Annotated in this window: 14 protein-coding genes; 7 read left to right on the top strand and 7 right to left on the bottom strand. The window is 64.4% G+C overall.

The window, feature by feature from the left end; genetic code table 11:
- Positions 1–118: 118 nt before the first annotated feature.
- Positions 119–1,465: an FAD-dependent oxidoreductase gene (locus tag ACT6QG_RS09755; protein WP_444977352.1), complete on the bottom strand. Its 1,347-nt coding sequence runs from the start codon at positions 1,463–1,465 to the stop codon at positions 119–121.
- A gap of 242 nt (positions 1,466–1,707) precedes the next feature.
- On the opposite strand from ACT6QG_RS09755, the gene ACT6QG_RS09750 reads away from it, so the two are divergent.
- Genes ACT6QG_RS09750 through ACT6QG_RS09740 form a run of 3 tightly spaced genes read left to right on the top strand, consistent with a single transcriptional unit; the run spans position 1,708 to position 4,814 of the window.
- Positions 1,708–2,229 (top strand): SixA phosphatase family protein, encoded by a 522-nt coding sequence (locus ACT6QG_RS09750; RefSeq protein WP_444977351.1) that lies wholly within the window; start codon positions 1,708–1,710, stop codon positions 2,227–2,229.
- Between the two features lie 25 nt (positions 2,230–2,254).
- A complete protein-coding gene (locus tag ACT6QG_RS09745; RefSeq protein ID WP_444977350.1) occupies positions 2,255–3,715 on the top strand; it encodes a YcjX family GTP-binding protein in 1,461 nt (486 codons plus the stop codon).
- 52 nt (positions 3,716–3,767) lie between these two features.
- Positions 3,768–4,814 carry a YcjF family protein gene (locus ACT6QG_RS09740; RefSeq protein ID WP_444977349.1) on the top strand — a complete coding sequence of 349 codons (1,047 nt, stop codon included), beginning with the start codon at positions 3,768–3,770 and terminating at the stop codon, positions 4,812–4,814.
- A 15-nt stretch (positions 4,815–4,829) separates the two neighbouring features.
- On the opposite strand, the gene ACT6QG_RS09735 is transcribed toward ACT6QG_RS09740, so the two are convergent.
- The 4 genes from ACT6QG_RS09735 to ACT6QG_RS09720 form a co-directional block, all read right to left on the bottom strand.
- On the bottom strand, positions 4,830–5,408 hold the full coding sequence (locus ACT6QG_RS09735) for an SGNH/GDSL hydrolase family protein (protein ID WP_444977348.1): 579 nt from the start codon (positions 5,406–5,408) through the stop codon (positions 4,830–4,832).
- A 256-nt stretch (positions 5,409–5,664) separates the two neighbouring features.
- Entirely contained in the window at positions 5,665–6,264 is a 600-nt protein-coding gene (locus ACT6QG_RS09730; RefSeq protein ID WP_444977347.1) for a hypothetical protein, read from the bottom strand.
- Positions 6,265–6,349: 85 nt separating this feature from the next.
- Complete coding sequence (locus ACT6QG_RS09725) at positions 6,350–7,519, bottom strand: vWA domain-containing protein (protein WP_444977346.1); 1,170 nt, start codon at positions 7,517–7,519, stop codon at positions 6,350–6,352.
- 57 nt (positions 7,520–7,576) lie between these two features.
- Positions 7,577–8,326: a metallophosphoesterase family protein gene (locus tag ACT6QG_RS09720; RefSeq protein WP_444977345.1), complete on the bottom strand. Its 750-nt coding sequence runs from the start codon at positions 8,324–8,326 to the stop codon at positions 7,577–7,579.
- 262 nt (positions 8,327–8,588) lie between these two features.
- Here ACT6QG_RS09720 and cbiB point away from each other — a divergent pair, with 262 nt between their 5' ends.
- Positions 8,589–9,572 (top strand): adenosylcobinamide-phosphate synthase CbiB, encoded by a 984-nt coding sequence (gene cbiB, locus ACT6QG_RS09715; RefSeq protein WP_444977344.1) that lies wholly within the window; start codon positions 8,589–8,591, stop codon positions 9,570–9,572.
- Between the two features lie 3 nt (positions 9,573–9,575).
- Here cbiB and cobU read toward each other — a convergent pair whose 3' ends face one another.
- Positions 9,576–10,094 (bottom strand): bifunctional adenosylcobinamide kinase/adenosylcobinamide-phosphate guanylyltransferase, encoded by a 519-nt coding sequence (cobU, locus tag ACT6QG_RS09710; protein ID WP_444977343.1) that lies wholly within the window; start codon positions 10,092–10,094, stop codon positions 9,576–9,578.
- Between the two features lie 150 nt (positions 10,095–10,244).
- Here cobU and argE point away from each other — a divergent pair, with 150 nt between their 5' ends.
- The 3 genes from argE to ACT6QG_RS09695 all read left to right on the top strand — a co-directional run bounded on the left by argE (position 10,245) and on the right by ACT6QG_RS09695 (position 12,883).
- A complete protein-coding gene (argE, locus tag ACT6QG_RS09705; protein WP_444977342.1) occupies positions 10,245–11,405 on the top strand; it encodes an acetylornithine deacetylase in 1,161 nt (386 codons plus the stop codon).
- A gap of 320 nt (positions 11,406–11,725) precedes the next feature.
- Positions 11,726–12,352: a chromate transporter gene (locus tag ACT6QG_RS09700; protein ID WP_444977341.1), complete on the top strand. Its 627-nt coding sequence runs from the start codon at positions 11,726–11,728 to the stop codon at positions 12,350–12,352.
- A gap of 9 nt (positions 12,353–12,361) precedes the next feature.
- Positions 12,362–12,883, top strand: a complete 522-nt coding sequence (locus ACT6QG_RS09695; protein ID WP_444977340.1) for a chromate transporter — start codon at positions 12,362–12,364, stop codon at positions 12,881–12,883.
- Between the two features lie 192 nt (positions 12,884–13,075).
- Here the strand turns inward: ACT6QG_RS09695 and rfaE1 are convergent, their stop codons facing one another.
- Positions 13,076–14,512, bottom strand: a complete 1,437-nt coding sequence (rfaE1, locus tag ACT6QG_RS09690) for a D-glycero-beta-D-manno-heptose-7-phosphate kinase (RefSeq protein ID WP_444977339.1) — start codon at positions 14,510–14,512, stop codon at positions 13,076–13,078.
- Between the last annotated feature and the right edge of the window lie 6 nt (positions 14,513–14,518).

The raw sequence follows: 14,518 nt of genomic DNA, 5'->3' as shown, positions 1-14,518 counted from the left end.
AAGATGTATCCGGACACCCTTGCAAGCGCAGCATTCCCCTGGGGAACATAACGCTGCGGGAAGCCCGGAGCACATCCGGAAAACCGGAGAAATCCCCATTCTTTTCATGGGGATGCGCTCAAGCCCGCGGGCCTGACCCACCCCCGTCCCCATCCGCGCCGGATGATGGTGCCGGCAAGGCTGGCGGGGGTGTGGGGGGTTCTGGTTTTCTGCCTGAAAAAGCTCTGGAAAGCCTTGCGTAACCATAGGAGACGATCGTTTCCATACGGCTCAATGGACGCTGGGTTGCAGAAGCAAGGCCGAAGGGCTGGAGCAGGCGGATACGATCATCCTGCCCGATCATGGCATCGACGATGAGGTCTGCCGCCATCACCCCATGGGTCGGCTCGTCATCCCCAAGGGTCGCGCAATACCAGACCCCCTTCCCCCCTTCATAAAGCACGGGCATCCGCTCGCGGGCACCGGCCAGCATGATGGAATGGACATTCTGCGGCGCCTGCCCTTCCACCGCCGCGCCAAGCACACGCGCATGGCGCTTGAGGGCAAAAGCCGCCCAGCCTTCCGTGCGGGGCAGAAGCGCCGTTTCGGCGCACACATGGAGCAGACGGCCTTCCCGGTAGAAGCGCAGGCCCGTGGAGCCATATTCCTCCACCAGTCCCTGATAGGCATCCTCATCCTCCCCCACCTGAAACACGCCGCGCACATGTGGCCGCGCCACCAGAGAAGGAACGAGCGCGGGCGCCACGCGCGCCACCGCAAGCCCGCCACTGAACACCACCCCGAAAGAGCGCACACGCACCTTGCCCGCATCCACGCATTTGCGCGGATTGGCAAGGTCGGCCTTCAGTCCGGCCGTTCCCTCCAGAATATGGACCTCGGATTCGCGCGCGGCGGTGAACAGGAGAGCCCGCAGGGCCGCCACATCCACCCGGTTTGCCGGCACGACACCCATGGCCGCACAAAAAGCCCGGGTGCCCAGCAGGGCCTGCGTATCCTGCGCGTTCAGCAGCAGCGCCGAATGGGCCAGCAGATCCTCTCGCGCGGCATGCTCCATCACCAGTGCCTCTGCGGCATGAGGAGCGGCCACGGCCAGACGGCCCCGCGGACCAGCCGCAAGCCCCGCCTGCCGCACATAGGCCATGCCCTTTTCAGCGGCCGCGACAGACATTTTCATCAGGGCCCTTGCATCATCGCGCCCCACACGCGCAACCAGCTCGGGCGTTGGCAAGCTGAAACCGGGGGCAAAGGCGGCATCAAAGCCGGATGTCTCCTCCCCCGGAATAGTGATGAGGGCCACCTCATAGCCGCGGCTGGCCAGATCACAGGCGATCAGCAGCCCTGCAAGGTCCGCCCCGACAATGCAGAAGTCACAATCCACAACAGGCCCGAGGCTGTCACCGGCTGCCGCGCCACCATGCGCCGCGTCATCGGAAGACCTTGGCGATGCAGCGATGTCTGCCGCCACAGAAGTATCATCATGCCGCACAGAGAGGGGCTGAAGAGGGGGCGAAAGGGTCATCATCATGGCCTCCCTGAATCACAACCGGCCCGTTCTCGCAACCCGGCCCGGTCAAAAGCCCTCCGCACATGCTGCCGGGCGAACTCCTTGAAGCGACATTAAAAAGCATGGTTTCACCGCCCCATGTCTTGCGCCGCATACCGGCCATGGGCCATAAATGGGGCACCTGAAAGGCATCGAGGCACCAGATGCGGCGACTTCTCCTGCTCCGTCACGCCAAGTCCGAATGGCCAAACGGGGTTGCTGACCCTGAACGCCCCCTTGCCCCACGCGGGCGGGCGGCGGCGCCACGCATGGCGGCCTATCTGGCCCGCGAACAGCTGGTGGCGAACAAGGTGCTGGTTTCCCCGGCCCGCCGCACCCGTGAGACATGGGATCTGGTCTCCCCCCTTCTCAAGCCCGCACCGGAGGTGGCGAGCGAGCCGCGCATCTATGAGGCGCCGGTCGCCCGCCTGCTGGCCGTGCTGCGCGAGCAGCCGGCCGATGTGCACACGCTGATGCTGGTGGGGCACAATCCCGGCCTTGAGGACCTCACCCTGATGCTCTGCGCATCTGCCGCGGGGGATGCGCTGGAACGGGTGAAGGTGAAATTCCCCACCGGCGCGCTGGCGGTGATCGACCTGCCGGTGGACGAATGGTCCGCTGTCGCGCCGGAAACCGGGCGTCTGGACCGCTTCATCCAGCCGCGCGAGCTGGTCGATCCCACATGATGCACCTGAAGCCGAGGGCTTGAGAATGGCCGGCTTCACCGATGCGCTGGATGATGCCCGCATCGCCCTCATGTCTCTGGCAGACAAGGCGAGCGGAATCGCCAACCCCACCTTGCGGCTGGGGGTGACCGGGCTTTCGCGCGCGGGCAAGACCATCTTCACCACCGCGCTCATCCATGCGCTCACCCAATCGGCCCGCATGCCGGTTTTCGAGGCGGCCCAATCCGGCCGCATCGCCCATGCACGGCTGGAGCCCCAGCCCAATGATGCCGTGCCGCGCTTTGCCTATGAGGCGCATATGGCCAGCCTGCAACAGGCGCGCGCCTGGCCCGAATCCACCACGCGGGTGAGCGAGCTGCGCATTGCCCTGCGCTATGCCACCGGGCGTGGGGCCATGCGCAATCTCACGCTGGATCTGGTGGACTATCCCGGCGAATGGCTGCTGGACCTGCCCTTGCTGGACATGAGCTATGCGGATTTTTCCCGCCAGAGCCTGTCGCTGGCCCGCGCAGCGCCCCGCTCCGCCGTCTCCGGGCCATATCTTGCCGCCGTTGCCGCAAACCCGCCCGATGCACCAGCGGATGAAACCCGGGCGCGCGAGGTGGCCGGAGCCTTCACCGCCTATCTCGCCGCCTGCCGCACGGAAACACTGGCCATGAGCCTGCTGCCGCCCGGCCGCTTCCTCATGCCCGGCGAACTGGAGGGCTCCCCTGCCCTGACCTTCGCACCGCTGGACCTGCCGGCCGATGGCGGCACGCGCTCCGGCTCCCTCGCGGCAATGATGGAGCGGCGGTTCGAGGCCTATAAAAGCGCGGTGGTGCGGCCCTTCTTCCGCAATCACTTCGCCCGGCTCGACCGGCAGATCGTGCTGGTGGACCTGCTCTCCGCCCTGAATGCCGGCCCTGCCGCGCTCGCCGATCTGGAACGCGCGCTGGATGGCATTCTGGCGGCCTTCCGCACCGGACAGAACAATATCATCAGCGCCCTGTTCCGTCCGCGGGTGGAAAAGGTGCTGTTCGCCGCCACCAAGGCAGACCATCTCCACCGCTCCAGCCATGACCGTCTGGAAGCCATTCTCTCCAGACTGGTGGAGCGGGCGCGGATGCGGGCGCATGAGCGCGGCGCGGCGCAGGATGTGGTGGCTCTGGCGGCCATGCGCGCCACCCGCGAGGCCCGTGTGCGGCGGGACGGGCAGGACATGGATGCCATTGTCGGCACGCCCGAAAAGGGCCAGCGCGCGGGCGGCCATGTGTTTGATGGCGAGGAGGAGGTGGCGGTCTTTCCCGGAGATCTTCCGGCCGACCCGGACACCCTCTTCGACCCCACCGGCAGCGGCTTTCGCGGCCTTGCGGCGGATGACCCGGAGGCGGCGGATTTCCGCTTCCTGCGCTTTCGCCCGCCCGCCGGCATTGGCGAAAACCGTCCCATTCCCCATATCCGTCTGGACCGGGCCCTTCAGTTTCTCATCGGTGACCGGCTGGTATGATGCCCGGTGGTTCTGAACATGCGCCCTTCCACCGGCACTGGAGTGGTTCCTGATGCGTGACGAGACTTCCGGCCACACAAATGAGCAGGGGCGCTCGTCACGCCGGCCCCGCGTGTTCCGGCTGGATGAGGAAGACATCACCCTTGCCCCGCCAGAGCCGGCTGAACCGGAGTTTTCGCCACTGGATGTGGCACCGGTGGAAAAGCGCAAGGGGGGCTTTCCCTGGGGCACGGTGTTCTGGTCCGCCCTTGGCGGTGTGGTGAGCCTGGCCTTCTATATCGGGCTCAGCCGCCTTGTGAGCGACCTGTTCGCGCAATCGGAATGGCTCGGCTATCTGGGCACCGGCATTGCGCTGGTGCTGGTGCTGGCCGCGCTCGGCGTTGTGGCGCGGGAGGTGGGCGGCCTCTATCGCCTCGCCCATCTCGACCATATCCGCGATGACGCCACCGCCGCCCTTGCGGAAGATGACCGCGTGAAGGCCGAGAAGGTCACGCGCGAAATGCTGAGGCTGACGGCGGAAAATCCCGGCCTTGCCCGCGCGCGGGTGGATCTGGAAGGCCATCTCGGCAGCATCATCGATGGCGCGGACCTGGTCCGCCTGACCGAGCGCACCCTTCTGCCCAATCTGGATTCCCGTGCCCGGCAGATGGTGTCGGAAGCGGCGAAGAACGTGTCCGTCGTCACCGCCATTTCCCCGCGCGCGCTGCTGGATCTGGCCTTTGTGCTCTATACTGCGGTGACGCTGATGCGTCGTCTGGCCCAGCTTTATGGTGGCCGGCCGGGCGCACTCGGCATGTTGCGGCTGTTCCGGCATGTGCTGGGGCATCTGGCGATCACGGGGGGCATGGCGGCGGGAGATACGCTGGTTCAGCAACTGGTGGGGCAAGGCGTTGCCGCCAAGCTCTCGGCCAAGCTGGGGGAAGGGGTGGTGAACGGCATGCTCACGGCCCGCCTCGGCCTTGCCGCCATTGCGGTGACACGGCCCATGCCCTTCAATGCCCTGCCCGCCCCGCGCCTTGCCGATGTCGCCACCGGACTGTTGCGCAAGGCGGAGGAAGAAGAGCGCGGCAAGCCGAAGGAGACTGCACCGCGCACCTGAGCGCTGACAGGCGGCCTATTGCGCCGCCGGCTTGCAGGAGAGCTCGGAAACCTGCTCGCACAGGATCTCCACCACCTGCCTGTAGCCAGCGGCATTGAGATGGACACCATCCTGCGACAGATCCATCCGCAACCCTTCGGCATCAGCCAGACGCGGGTTCAGCTCGACAAATTGTGCACCGTTTCTGGCAGCCAGATCGCGCAGATAGGCATTCACCGCCGCCACCTTGGGGCGGTCACACCCCTCCAGCTTGCAGTCTATGACCTCAAGAACCACAAGCCGCCCGACCATGGGCAGAAGTTTCGCCATCACCGCATCGGCATTGGCGCGGATCGCATCCAGCTCATAGCCCAGCAACACATCGTTCACGCCGATTTCCAGCAGCGCCACATCCGGCTTGCGTATGCCCAGATGCTCGATGCGCTTCAAGAGGCTGTGGAACGTATCCCCGCTGATCCCCCGGTTCCCCACCCGGACATTCTCGAACATGTCCTCCCAATCGGGATGGTCTATGCGACTGTCCCCAATGAAGACAATGCGGGCATCCGTCGGGAAAGCCTCATGCATTTCTATATTGGAATTGAAATAGGCCATCAATACAGGCGATTCTTCAGCCTGCTCGGGCGAGGAATGCGCAACGGGCTCTTTTTCCGAATCCGTGAAACAAAAAATACCAGCAAAAACAATTATGATTATTGCTGTGGCAGCAGCCAGAACTGATAACACCCGCATAGGGAAGAATCCCCGGTTTCAAAGAAGCCCCACAGGGATACTCATAAACCGAAATATGGCGGAAAAGCCGGTTTCTCACATAAAACGAACAGCTTGGCATATGTAGAAACAGGAGCGCTCAGCCCGGCAGCAAACGCTGCGGCAGATGTTCCGGTCCATAATGCACAGGCTGGTTGCGCCAGAGCGCCTCTGCCATGGGCCAGGCCAGCAGCACCGCGAACAGCGACACGATGGCAATGAACATCCACTGGCCGCCCTCCATGCTCATCAGCAGAACCACAACAAGCGCCGCCAGCGTGGCCAGACCGAGAGCGACCATGATGTTCCAGCGCAAGCGGCCATAGCCGCCCACCCACTCCACCTGTGCCCCGCTTGTGGCAACCGCCTTGTGGAAGGCCCGCACAAAGGTTGTGAAGGCCTCCCGCTGGTCTTCCATCCGGGTCAGCGCCACGCGCGAGACGGAGGATGCGACAAGGCGCGTGCCCTCGCGCCCCTCAAGGCGCATCTCAAAGCAGGAGGAGCCGAACTTGGCATGCTGGAACAGCAGATGCACCCGCGACACATCTTTCAGGGCCAGCCGGCCCTTGCGCATGCCCATGTCCCATTCCAGCACATCCGCATGCAGTTCCAGCCGCACCCCGGCACCCCCCAGACGCGGAAGGAAGGCATAAGTGGCAAGCGGGTCATTCAGTGGGGCGGCGTGGGGAGCATCGGCCATGAGGCGGAAGGAGCTTTCGCAAGGTGAGACACGGGCGCAGTGATAGCAGCCCGCACCTTAAGGACCAATGCCCGGAAAGGGCGGATCAGGTGAGCTCGCGCATGGCGGCATCTATGCCTTCCACCGTGAGCGGAAACATGCGCCCCTCCAGAATCTCGCCGATGAGGCCGATAGAGGCCGTATAGCGCCAGTGCTGCTCGGCAACCGGGTTCAGCCATGCGGCGTGGGGATAGGCGCAGAGCAGCCGCTCCAGCCACACCTTGCCGGGCTCGGCATTGTGATGTTCCACCGAGCCATTGGGGAAGAGCACCTCATAAGGCCCCATGGAGGCATCACCCACAAAGATCAGCTTGTAGTCACCGCCATAGGTGTTGATCACCTCATGCAGGGGAATGCGCGCATCATGACGGCGGCTATTGGAGCGCCACACGCTTTCATAGACACAATTGTGAAAGTAGAAATGCTCAAGATGCTTGAACTCGGCCCGCGCGGCGGAGAACAGTTCCTCGCACTGGGCGATGTGCCAGTCCATCGAGCCGCCCACATCCAGAAACAGCAGGACCTTCACCGCATTGCGCCGCTCGGGCCGCAGCTTCACATCAATATAGCCGGCCCGGGCGCTTTCACGGATGGTGCTGTCCAGATCCAGCTCCTGCGCCGCACCCACGCGGGCGAATCTGCGCAGGCGCCGCAGGGCGATCTTGATATTGCGCGTGCCCAGCTCCTGCTGGTCATCCAGATCGCGAAACTCGCGCTTGTCCCACACCTTCACGGCGCGGAAATTGCGGTTGCCATCCTGCCCGATGCGGATGCCTTCGGGATTATAGCCATAGGCCCCGAAAGGAGAGGTGCCGCCGGTGCCGATCCATTTGTTGCCGCCCTGATGGCGGCCCTTCTGCTCCTTCAGGCGCTCGGCAATGGTTTCAAGCAGCTTGTCGAGCCCGCCCATCGCCTCGATCTGGCGTTTTTCCTCTTCTGTCAGATGCTTTTCGGCCAGCTTGCGCAGCCACTCCTCGGGAATGGACGCCATCTCCTCGCCCACGCTTTCCAGCCCCTTGAAACAGGTGCCGAACACCTTGTCGAAGCGGTCGATATAGCGCTCGTCCTTCACCAGCGTGGCGCGGGAGAGATAGTAGAAGGTCTCCACCTGCCGGTTGGCAAGGTCCGCCTCCATCGCCTCCATGAGCGTGAGATATTCGCGCACCGAGACCGGAACGCCCGCCGCTTTCAGCGCCTCGAAGAACCCGATGAACATGCGCGCCTGCTCCTTCTGAACAGGGGTGAATGAAGCAGAGCACGCGCGGGTCGGCAATCAGGTCGAAAGAATGTACTGCTCCGCCCCCTCCAGCACGAGGCAGGTGAGATGGCCGCTTTCATAGGCGCGGGTGTCGATATCCATGCGATTGTGCCGCACCTCCACCTCCCTCACCGGCTGGTGGCCATGCACCACGAAATGCTCGAACGGCTCATCATGCTGGTGGAACAGCTTGCGGATCCAGAGCATGTCTTCCCGTTTCTGCTGCGCCAGCGGCACACCGGGGCGCAGGCCCGCATGCACGAAGAGATAATCTCCGCAGACATGATAGAGGCCCAGCCCCCGCAGAAAGGACACATGCTCCCGGGGCAGCTTCTCGTCCCAGAGGGCCTTGAGCTGCGTGGTCGTCTCCCGCCCTGTCGGCACCGTATCGAGATAGGAGAGCATCGCCTCATAGCCGCCAACGGTCAGCCAGTAGCGGAAGGTCTCCTCATCCTCCAGCCCATTGAGGAGCATCTCCTCATGGTTGCCGGAGAGGCACCGCGCCCCGTGGCTGCCCTGGCGGGCGATGAGATGGGAGATGACAGCGGCGGAATCCGCCCCCCGGTCCACATAATCCCCCAGATAGATCTCGACATAGTGCCGGCCGGGATGGGCGGCACGGTCCTCATCCATCTGGCGGGTCAGGTCGCGCAGAAGATCAGCGCGCCCGTGAATATCCCCCACCGCATAGAGCCGCACATTTTCCGGCACGCGAGGCGCCGGGCGCCCCTGCACAACCGGTATCGACAAAGACTTCAGAGCCATCCATTCCTGTCCTGCCGGCCAGAAGCGGTTCTGCTGGCAGGAACCGACTCGGCCATGAAAAATGCAGTATGGGCCAAGGATGAATCAGTTTTGCGATGACTGACATGCGAAATTGCATGATCGGTCCCGCAGGGCGCGCATATATTGCCCGGCATCCCCGCGCCATTTCCTGTTCCATCCGCCCATGCCGGCCGCCTTGTGAATTGATCCGCCCCGCCCCTTGCGGCATGTGTGGGGCAGGCAGCATCGCAAGGGGGCGCATATGGGGTTCGGCATCACGGCGGTGGCGCTGCTGGTGGAAGCCGTCTTTGGCTATCCTGATGCGCTGGTCCGGCGTATCGGGCACCCGGTCATGTGGATCGGCGCACTGATCTCGCGTCTCGAACGGGCATGGAACAAGCCACATTTCTCGCCGGAAAAGCGCCGGGCCCTGGGGGTCGTCACCGTCATCATTCTGGTTCTGGCGGCCGCCTTGCCAATGCTTGTGCTCCAGTCCCTTCTCGGCCTTGTGCCGCTGGGCGCGGTGGTTGCCGGGGTTCTGGGCAGCGCGCTGATTGCCCAGCGCTCCCTGCACTGGCATGTGGCGCAGGTGGCGCAGGCGCTGGAAACGGGGGATATCGAGATTGCCCGGGAGGCTGTCAGCCATATTGTCGGGCGGGATCCGCAACAGCTTGATTCCTCCGGCATCGCCCGCGCCGCCATCGAAACCCTTGCCGAGAATTTCTCCGATGGCATCGTCGCCCCCACCTTCTGGATGTGTCTGCTGGGCCTGCCCGGCGCTGCCGCCTACAAGGCCCTGAACACGGCCGACAGCATGATCGGCCATCTCAATGTACGGTATGGTGATTTTGGCTGGGCGGCCGCGCGGGCCGATGATGTGGTGAACCTGCCGGCCTCCCGCATTGCCGGCTGGCTTCTGGTGGGCGCGGCGGCGCTGGGCGGCGGCGGCTCGCCCCATATGGCTTATGACACCATGCGCCGTGATGCGCGCAAGCATCGCTCGCCCAATGCCGGCTGGCCGGAAGCCGCCATGGCCGGCGCGCTGCATCTGCGGCTCAATGGCCCCAAAATCTATGACGGCGTGCCAACCGATGATGCCTATATGGGTCAGGGCCGGCGTGAGGCGACAGCCGCGGATGTGCGTGCCGCGCTCCGCCTCTATCGCCGGGCCGATGCACTGATGGTGGCGCTGGTGCTGCTGGTTGCGGGAGTGATGACCCTCCTTTCAGCCGCCATGGCGGCATAGGGTTCAGCCCTCGCCCTTGACCCGCACGGGAAGGCCGGCCACCACGAAATCCACCCGCCCGGCACATCCGGCCAGGCGCTGGTTCAGCCGGCCGGCGGCATCGCGAAAGCGGCGGGAGAGCGCATTATCGGGGACGATTCCCAGCCCCACCTCATTGGCGACACAGACCGTGAGCCCCGCCCGCGCCACCAGCGCCTGTTCCAGCTTCCGGGCCTCGGCTTCCAGATCATGCTCGGCCAGCAGATGATTGGTGAGCCAGAGGGTGAGGCAATCCACCAGAACCGGCTGCTCCGGCGGCAGGGCCTGCACCGTTTCTGCCAGAGCCAGCGGAGCATCATGGGTCTGCCACCCCTCGCCCCGGGCGGCGCGATGATGGGCGATGCGCTCGCGCATTTCATCATCCAGCGCCTCGGCCGTGGCAATATAGGCCCATGGGCCGGGCAGCGCCTGCACCAGCGCTTCCGCATGCCGGCTCTTGCCCGAGCGCGCCCCGCCCAGAACCAGAACAAGCCCCTGCCTCATCGCGCTCTCCCTTTGTGATCCCTTGACCAGATGCAGTACAGGCTTCCTGTGCGCGGCGCAAAAGCACCCTGCCCGCGCGGGCAGAAGCAGCCTATAGTAAAACCGGCCCCGCCCCGCAGGCCGGACATACATGCACGGAGTTGACCACTCATGCCATCTGCCCTCACGCTGGAATGGCTCACGCGTCTTGTGGGTTTTGACACCACCAGCCGCAACCCGAACCTGCCGCTGATCGAGGCGGTGGAAGCTTTTCTGCGTGAACAGCAGGTGCATTTCGAGCGGGTGGAGGATGCCGCACAGGGCAAGGCCGCGCTCATTGCCACCATCGGCCCGCGCGAGAAGGCTGGCATCGTGCTTTCGGGCCATACCGATGTGGTTCCGGTGGACGGACAGGACTGGACCACCCCGCCCTTCCGCGTGGATGCCCGCAACGGCCGCCTTTATGGGCGCGGCACCTGCGACATGAAGGGTTTTGATGCGGTCTGCCTCGGCATGATCCCGCACATGAAGGCCGCGGCGCTGAAGAAGCCCATCCACATCGCCCTTTCCTATGATGAGGAGATTGGCTGTCTGGGCGTGCGCCCGCTGCTGGAGCACATGGTGGCGAATGGCTATCAGGCCGAAGGCTGTATCGTGGGTGAGCCGACCATGATGCAGGTGGTGGTTGGGCACAAGGCCAAGCGTTCCATGCGCACCATCGTGCATGGGCGCGGCGGCCACTCCTCCCGCGCGCCGGAACTGGTGAACGCGGTGGAGATTGCCGCGCTCATCGCCACCCGCATTGTCGCGCTCGGGCAGAAGCTGGCGCGGGAAGGCGCGCGGGACGAGCTTTATGATGTGCCCTGCACCACCACCCATGTCGGCACCCTGCAGGGGGGCACCGCCCTCAACATCGTGCCCGAACTTGCGGTGATGGAATGGGAAGTGCGCGCCTTGCCGGAGGAGGACATTGACGCGCTGGTGGATGAAATCACCACCTATTCCCGCACGGAACTGGAACCGCAGATGCGGGCGCGTGCGCCCGAGACGCGGATCGAGTTCGAGGTGATGGCCGCCTTCCCCGGCCTTGCCACCGCCCCGGATGCCCCCATTACCACGCTGGCCAGACGCTGGGCCGGGCGCAACGACCATGCCCGCGTGGCCTATGGCACCGAGGCCGGCCTGTTTGTGGAAATGGCGCGGATTCCAACCGTTGTCTGCGGCCCCGGCTCCATCACACAGGCGCATCAGGCCGATGAATATGTGGATGAAAGCCAGCTTTCAGCCTGCGAGGCTTTCATCCGGCAGGTGATCCGCTACTGCGAGGAATGAGCGCGGCACCAACACCGGTGCGGGCGCAGGCATGGATACGCCGCGCGGAATGATGTGTCACACATGGCTTGTGGCCATGCTGTATGGTGCACACCCCATTCCCTGAAGCTTTTCCAGCCCCTCCGGCCTCCTTGTTTCGCCCGCAAGCCTTGCCTGTGAAACGTATCCCAAAATAAAAACAGGCCATGCCTTTTTCATACAGGCAGAATTTGTTTCGGCTATATGGAGATCAACTGTTTTCAGTTGATCGAGACAGAACAGGAACGACCAGTTGGCAGACCACAAAAGCTGATGGACCTGCACAAACCGGATGTGAAATCATGACTGACCAGCCCCCGGCCATAACGGCCCCCACGCCGCCTGCAGGCGCCACCAAGCGGCCGAAAGCCCCGCTTGGCGAGATTTTTCTCACCTTTCTCATCATTGGCGCCACCTCATTTGGCGGCGGCACCTTCGCCTATCTGCACAACAGCCTCGTTCTAAAGAAGAACTGGCTGACAGAAGACGACTTTCTGGCCGCCCTCTCCGTCTCCGAGGCATTGCCGGGGCTGAATGCGGCCAATATGTCGATCATCGTGGGGGACAGGCTGCGGGGCATTCCCGGCGCTTTCATCGCCTTTCTGGGCATGACCCTGCCGGGGGCGCTGTTCATTCTGGCACTGGCGGTCATCTATGCCAGCCACCATGACAATCCATGGGTCGAGAAGGCGCTGATCGGCGTTGGCGCGGCCTCTGTCGGACTGCTGGCCTCCATTGCGCTGCAACTGGGCAAGAAGCAGTTCTCCCATGCGCTGGATCTGGTGGTCATCGCCGTGACCGTGGTGATGATCAGCTTCCTGCACATCTCGCTGGTGTGGGTGCTGCTGACCGTGGGGCCGGTGGCCTATCTCCTGTTCCGCGGGCACACGAAGAAGTCTCGCGGCCCCCATGGACATTCGGTGGATTGAGGCAGCGCCATGAATGATACCAACTGGAGCATACTCATCATTTTCGGTCTGCTGTCCGTCCTCACCATTGGCGGGGGCACGGCCATTCTGCCGGAGATGAAACAGCTCACCATCAATCAGCAGCACTGGCTGACAGACCACCAGTTCCGCAACATCTACGCCCTTGGCCAGCTTGCGCCCGGGCCGAACATGTTGATCATCGTGGTTATCGGATACCATGTGGCCGGCTTCCTCGGTGCCTTTCTGGCCTTTGTCGGCTTCTTCACCCCGGCCAGCGTCATCGTGCTGTATGCCAACCGCGTGTGGGGCCGCTTCGAGGATACGGAGTGGCACAAGACCGTGCAGCGCGCCATGGCGCCAATGGTTGTGGGTTTCATGGTGGCCGGCACCATCACCATTACCCGCGCGGCCATATCGGACAAGCTGACGATCCTCATCGCGCTCACCACCTTCGCCATCTTCATGATGTGGAAGATCAATCCCGCACTGCTGGTTCTGGCTGGAGCCGGCGCCTATCTGCTGGGTGGATGAGCCGGGACTATGCTGAACCGGGTGGCGGCAAGCCACCCGGAAACCCTTCTGCTGACCGCCCCGCCCTCGTTCGCAGACAGGCATGAGAGGCTGAAGGGATCAAGGCGGAACAGGTTAAACGTGCACAGCGCGGCAGGCAGGGCCTCGCCATGCCGCTTCCCCGCCTTCCCGCCTTTCGGCTGCCCCGCTATTTCAGCTGCGGGCCCTGGCCACCAGAGCGGACGTGGAGCGCCCCTCCACCAGCGGCACCAGTGCGACACGGCCGCCACGGGCCTTCACCACATCGCCGCCCACCACCTGATCCTCACGATAATCCGCGCCCTTGACCAGTACATCCGGCCCCAGAGCCGTGATGACCTCCAGCGGCGTATCCTCATCGAACAGCACCACCAGATCCACGCAGCGCAAGGCGCCCATCACGCGAGCGCGGGCGGCCTCATCCTGCACCGGGCGGGTTGCGCCCTTCAGGCGGCGGACAGAGGCATCCGTATTCAGCGCCACCACCAGCTTGTCACCCTCGCGCGCGGCAGCTTCCAGCAGGCTGATATGGCCAGGATGAACCAGATCGAAGCAGCCATTGGTGAATACCACCCGTGCGCCTGCATCCTGCCAGCTTGAAATGATGCGCGCGGCCTCTTCCCATGAGACGAGTGCGCCCTGACGCGGCCCATCCATCAGTGCCGCTTCCAGCGCGGCCGTCAGTTCCGCACGGGTCACCACCGCCGTGCCCAGCTTGCCCACCACCACGGCAGCGGCGGCATTGGCCACATGCACCGCGGTTTCCAGTGCCTCGCCGGAGGCCAGCGTCACCGCCAGCGCCGCCAGCGCCGTATCCCCCGCACCGGAGACATCGAACACCTCACGCGCCTGTGTCGGCACATGCAGCACACGCCCGCCCTGCCGCCACAGGGTCATGCCCTTTTCGGAGCGCGTCACCAGAACATCGCCGCCGAACTGGGCGGCGGCGACGGCGGCGGCGGCGGCGGCCTGTTCATCACTCGTATCCGGCAGGCCGGTCGCCGCCACCAGCTCCAGCCGGTTCGGCGTGACAAGGCTTGCCCCGCGATAGGCCTCAAAAGTCCGGCGCTTGGGATCCACGATGATCGGCACACCCTCGGCCTGTCCGGCAGCGATGGCGGCGGCGATCACCCTGTCCGAAAGCACCCCCTTGGCATAATCCGAGAGCACCACCACCTTTGCCCCCCTGGTGGCGATGCGCACCGCCTCGATCAGGGCCGCCTCGGCCTCGGCGGAAGGGGGGGTACTGTTCTCGGCATCGATACGCACGATCTGCTGGCGACCGCTCATCACCCGGGTCTTGGTGATGGTGGGGCGGGCAGCATCACGCACGAGGCGGGACAGGTCGATCCCCGGCCATTCGTCCAGCGCGCCGGCCAGCCGGTCGGCCTCCGCATCGCGCCCGACAAGCCCAATAAGCGTGACCTGAGCCCCGAGGGCGGCCGCATTGGCCGCCACATTGGCCGCGCCGCCCGGCACGATCCGCTCCGCGCCATGCACCAGAACGGGCACCGGCGCTTCCGGCGAGATGCGGGAGACCGAACCGGTGATGTAGCGATCGACCATCACATCGCCAATGACGACGATACGCTGCGCGCCTTCCTGAGCCATGTCAGT

This window comes from Haloleucobacter ellipsoideus, assembly GCF_052491725.1.
The sequence above is the reverse complement of the archived record's forward strand: the minus strand, read 5'-3'. Positions and strand labels throughout refer to the sequence as shown.

What these genes read in the sequence shown, in the direction of transcription:
- ACT6QG_RS09750 (WP_444977351.1), top strand. Translation starts at nt 1,708, where the DNA reads ATGCGGCGACTTCTCCTGCTCCGTCACGCCAAGTCCGAATGGCCAAAC.
- ACT6QG_RS09745 (WP_444977350.1), top strand. Translation starts at nt 2,255, where the DNA reads ATGGCCGGCTTCACCGATGCGCTGGATGATGCCCGCATCGCCCTCATG.
- ACT6QG_RS09735 (WP_444977348.1), bottom strand. Translation starts at nt 5,408, where the DNA reads ATGGCCTATTTCAATTCCAATATAGAAATGCATGAGGCTTTCCCGACG.
- cobU (WP_444977343.1), bottom strand. Translation starts at nt 10,094, where the DNA reads ATGAGGCAGGGGCTTGTTCTGGTTCTGGGCGGGGCGCGCTCGGGCAAG.
- cbiB (WP_444977344.1), top strand. Translation starts at nt 8,589, where the DNA reads ATGGGGTTCGGCATCACGGCGGTGGCGCTGCTGGTGGAAGCCGTCTTT.
- rfaE1 (WP_444977339.1), bottom strand. Translation starts at nt 14,512, where the DNA reads ATGGCTCAGGAAGGCGCGCAGCGTATCGTCGTCATTGGCGATGTGATG.
- ACT6QG_RS09725 (WP_444977346.1), bottom strand. Translation starts at nt 7,519, where the DNA reads ATGTTCATCGGGTTCTTCGAGGCGCTGAAAGCGGCGGGCGTTCCGGTC.
- ACT6QG_RS09740 (WP_444977349.1), top strand. Translation starts at nt 3,768, where the DNA reads ATGCGTGACGAGACTTCCGGCCACACAAATGAGCAGGGGCGCTCGTCA.
- ACT6QG_RS09720 (WP_444977345.1), bottom strand. Translation starts at nt 8,326, where the DNA reads ATGGCTCTGAAGTCTTTGTCGATACCGGTTGTGCAGGGGCGCCCGGCG.
- ACT6QG_RS09730 (WP_444977347.1), bottom strand. Translation starts at nt 6,264, where the DNA reads ATGGCCGATGCTCCCCACGCCGCCCCACTGAATGACCCGCTTGCCACT.
- ACT6QG_RS09700 (WP_444977341.1), top strand. Translation starts at nt 11,726, where the DNA reads ATGACTGACCAGCCCCCGGCCATAACGGCCCCCACGCCGCCTGCAGGC.
- ACT6QG_RS09695 (WP_444977340.1), top strand. Translation starts at nt 12,362, where the DNA reads ATGAATGATACCAACTGGAGCATACTCATCATTTTCGGTCTGCTGTCC.
- argE (WP_444977342.1), top strand. Translation starts at nt 10,245, where the DNA reads ATGCCATCTGCCCTCACGCTGGAATGGCTCACGCGTCTTGTGGGTTTT.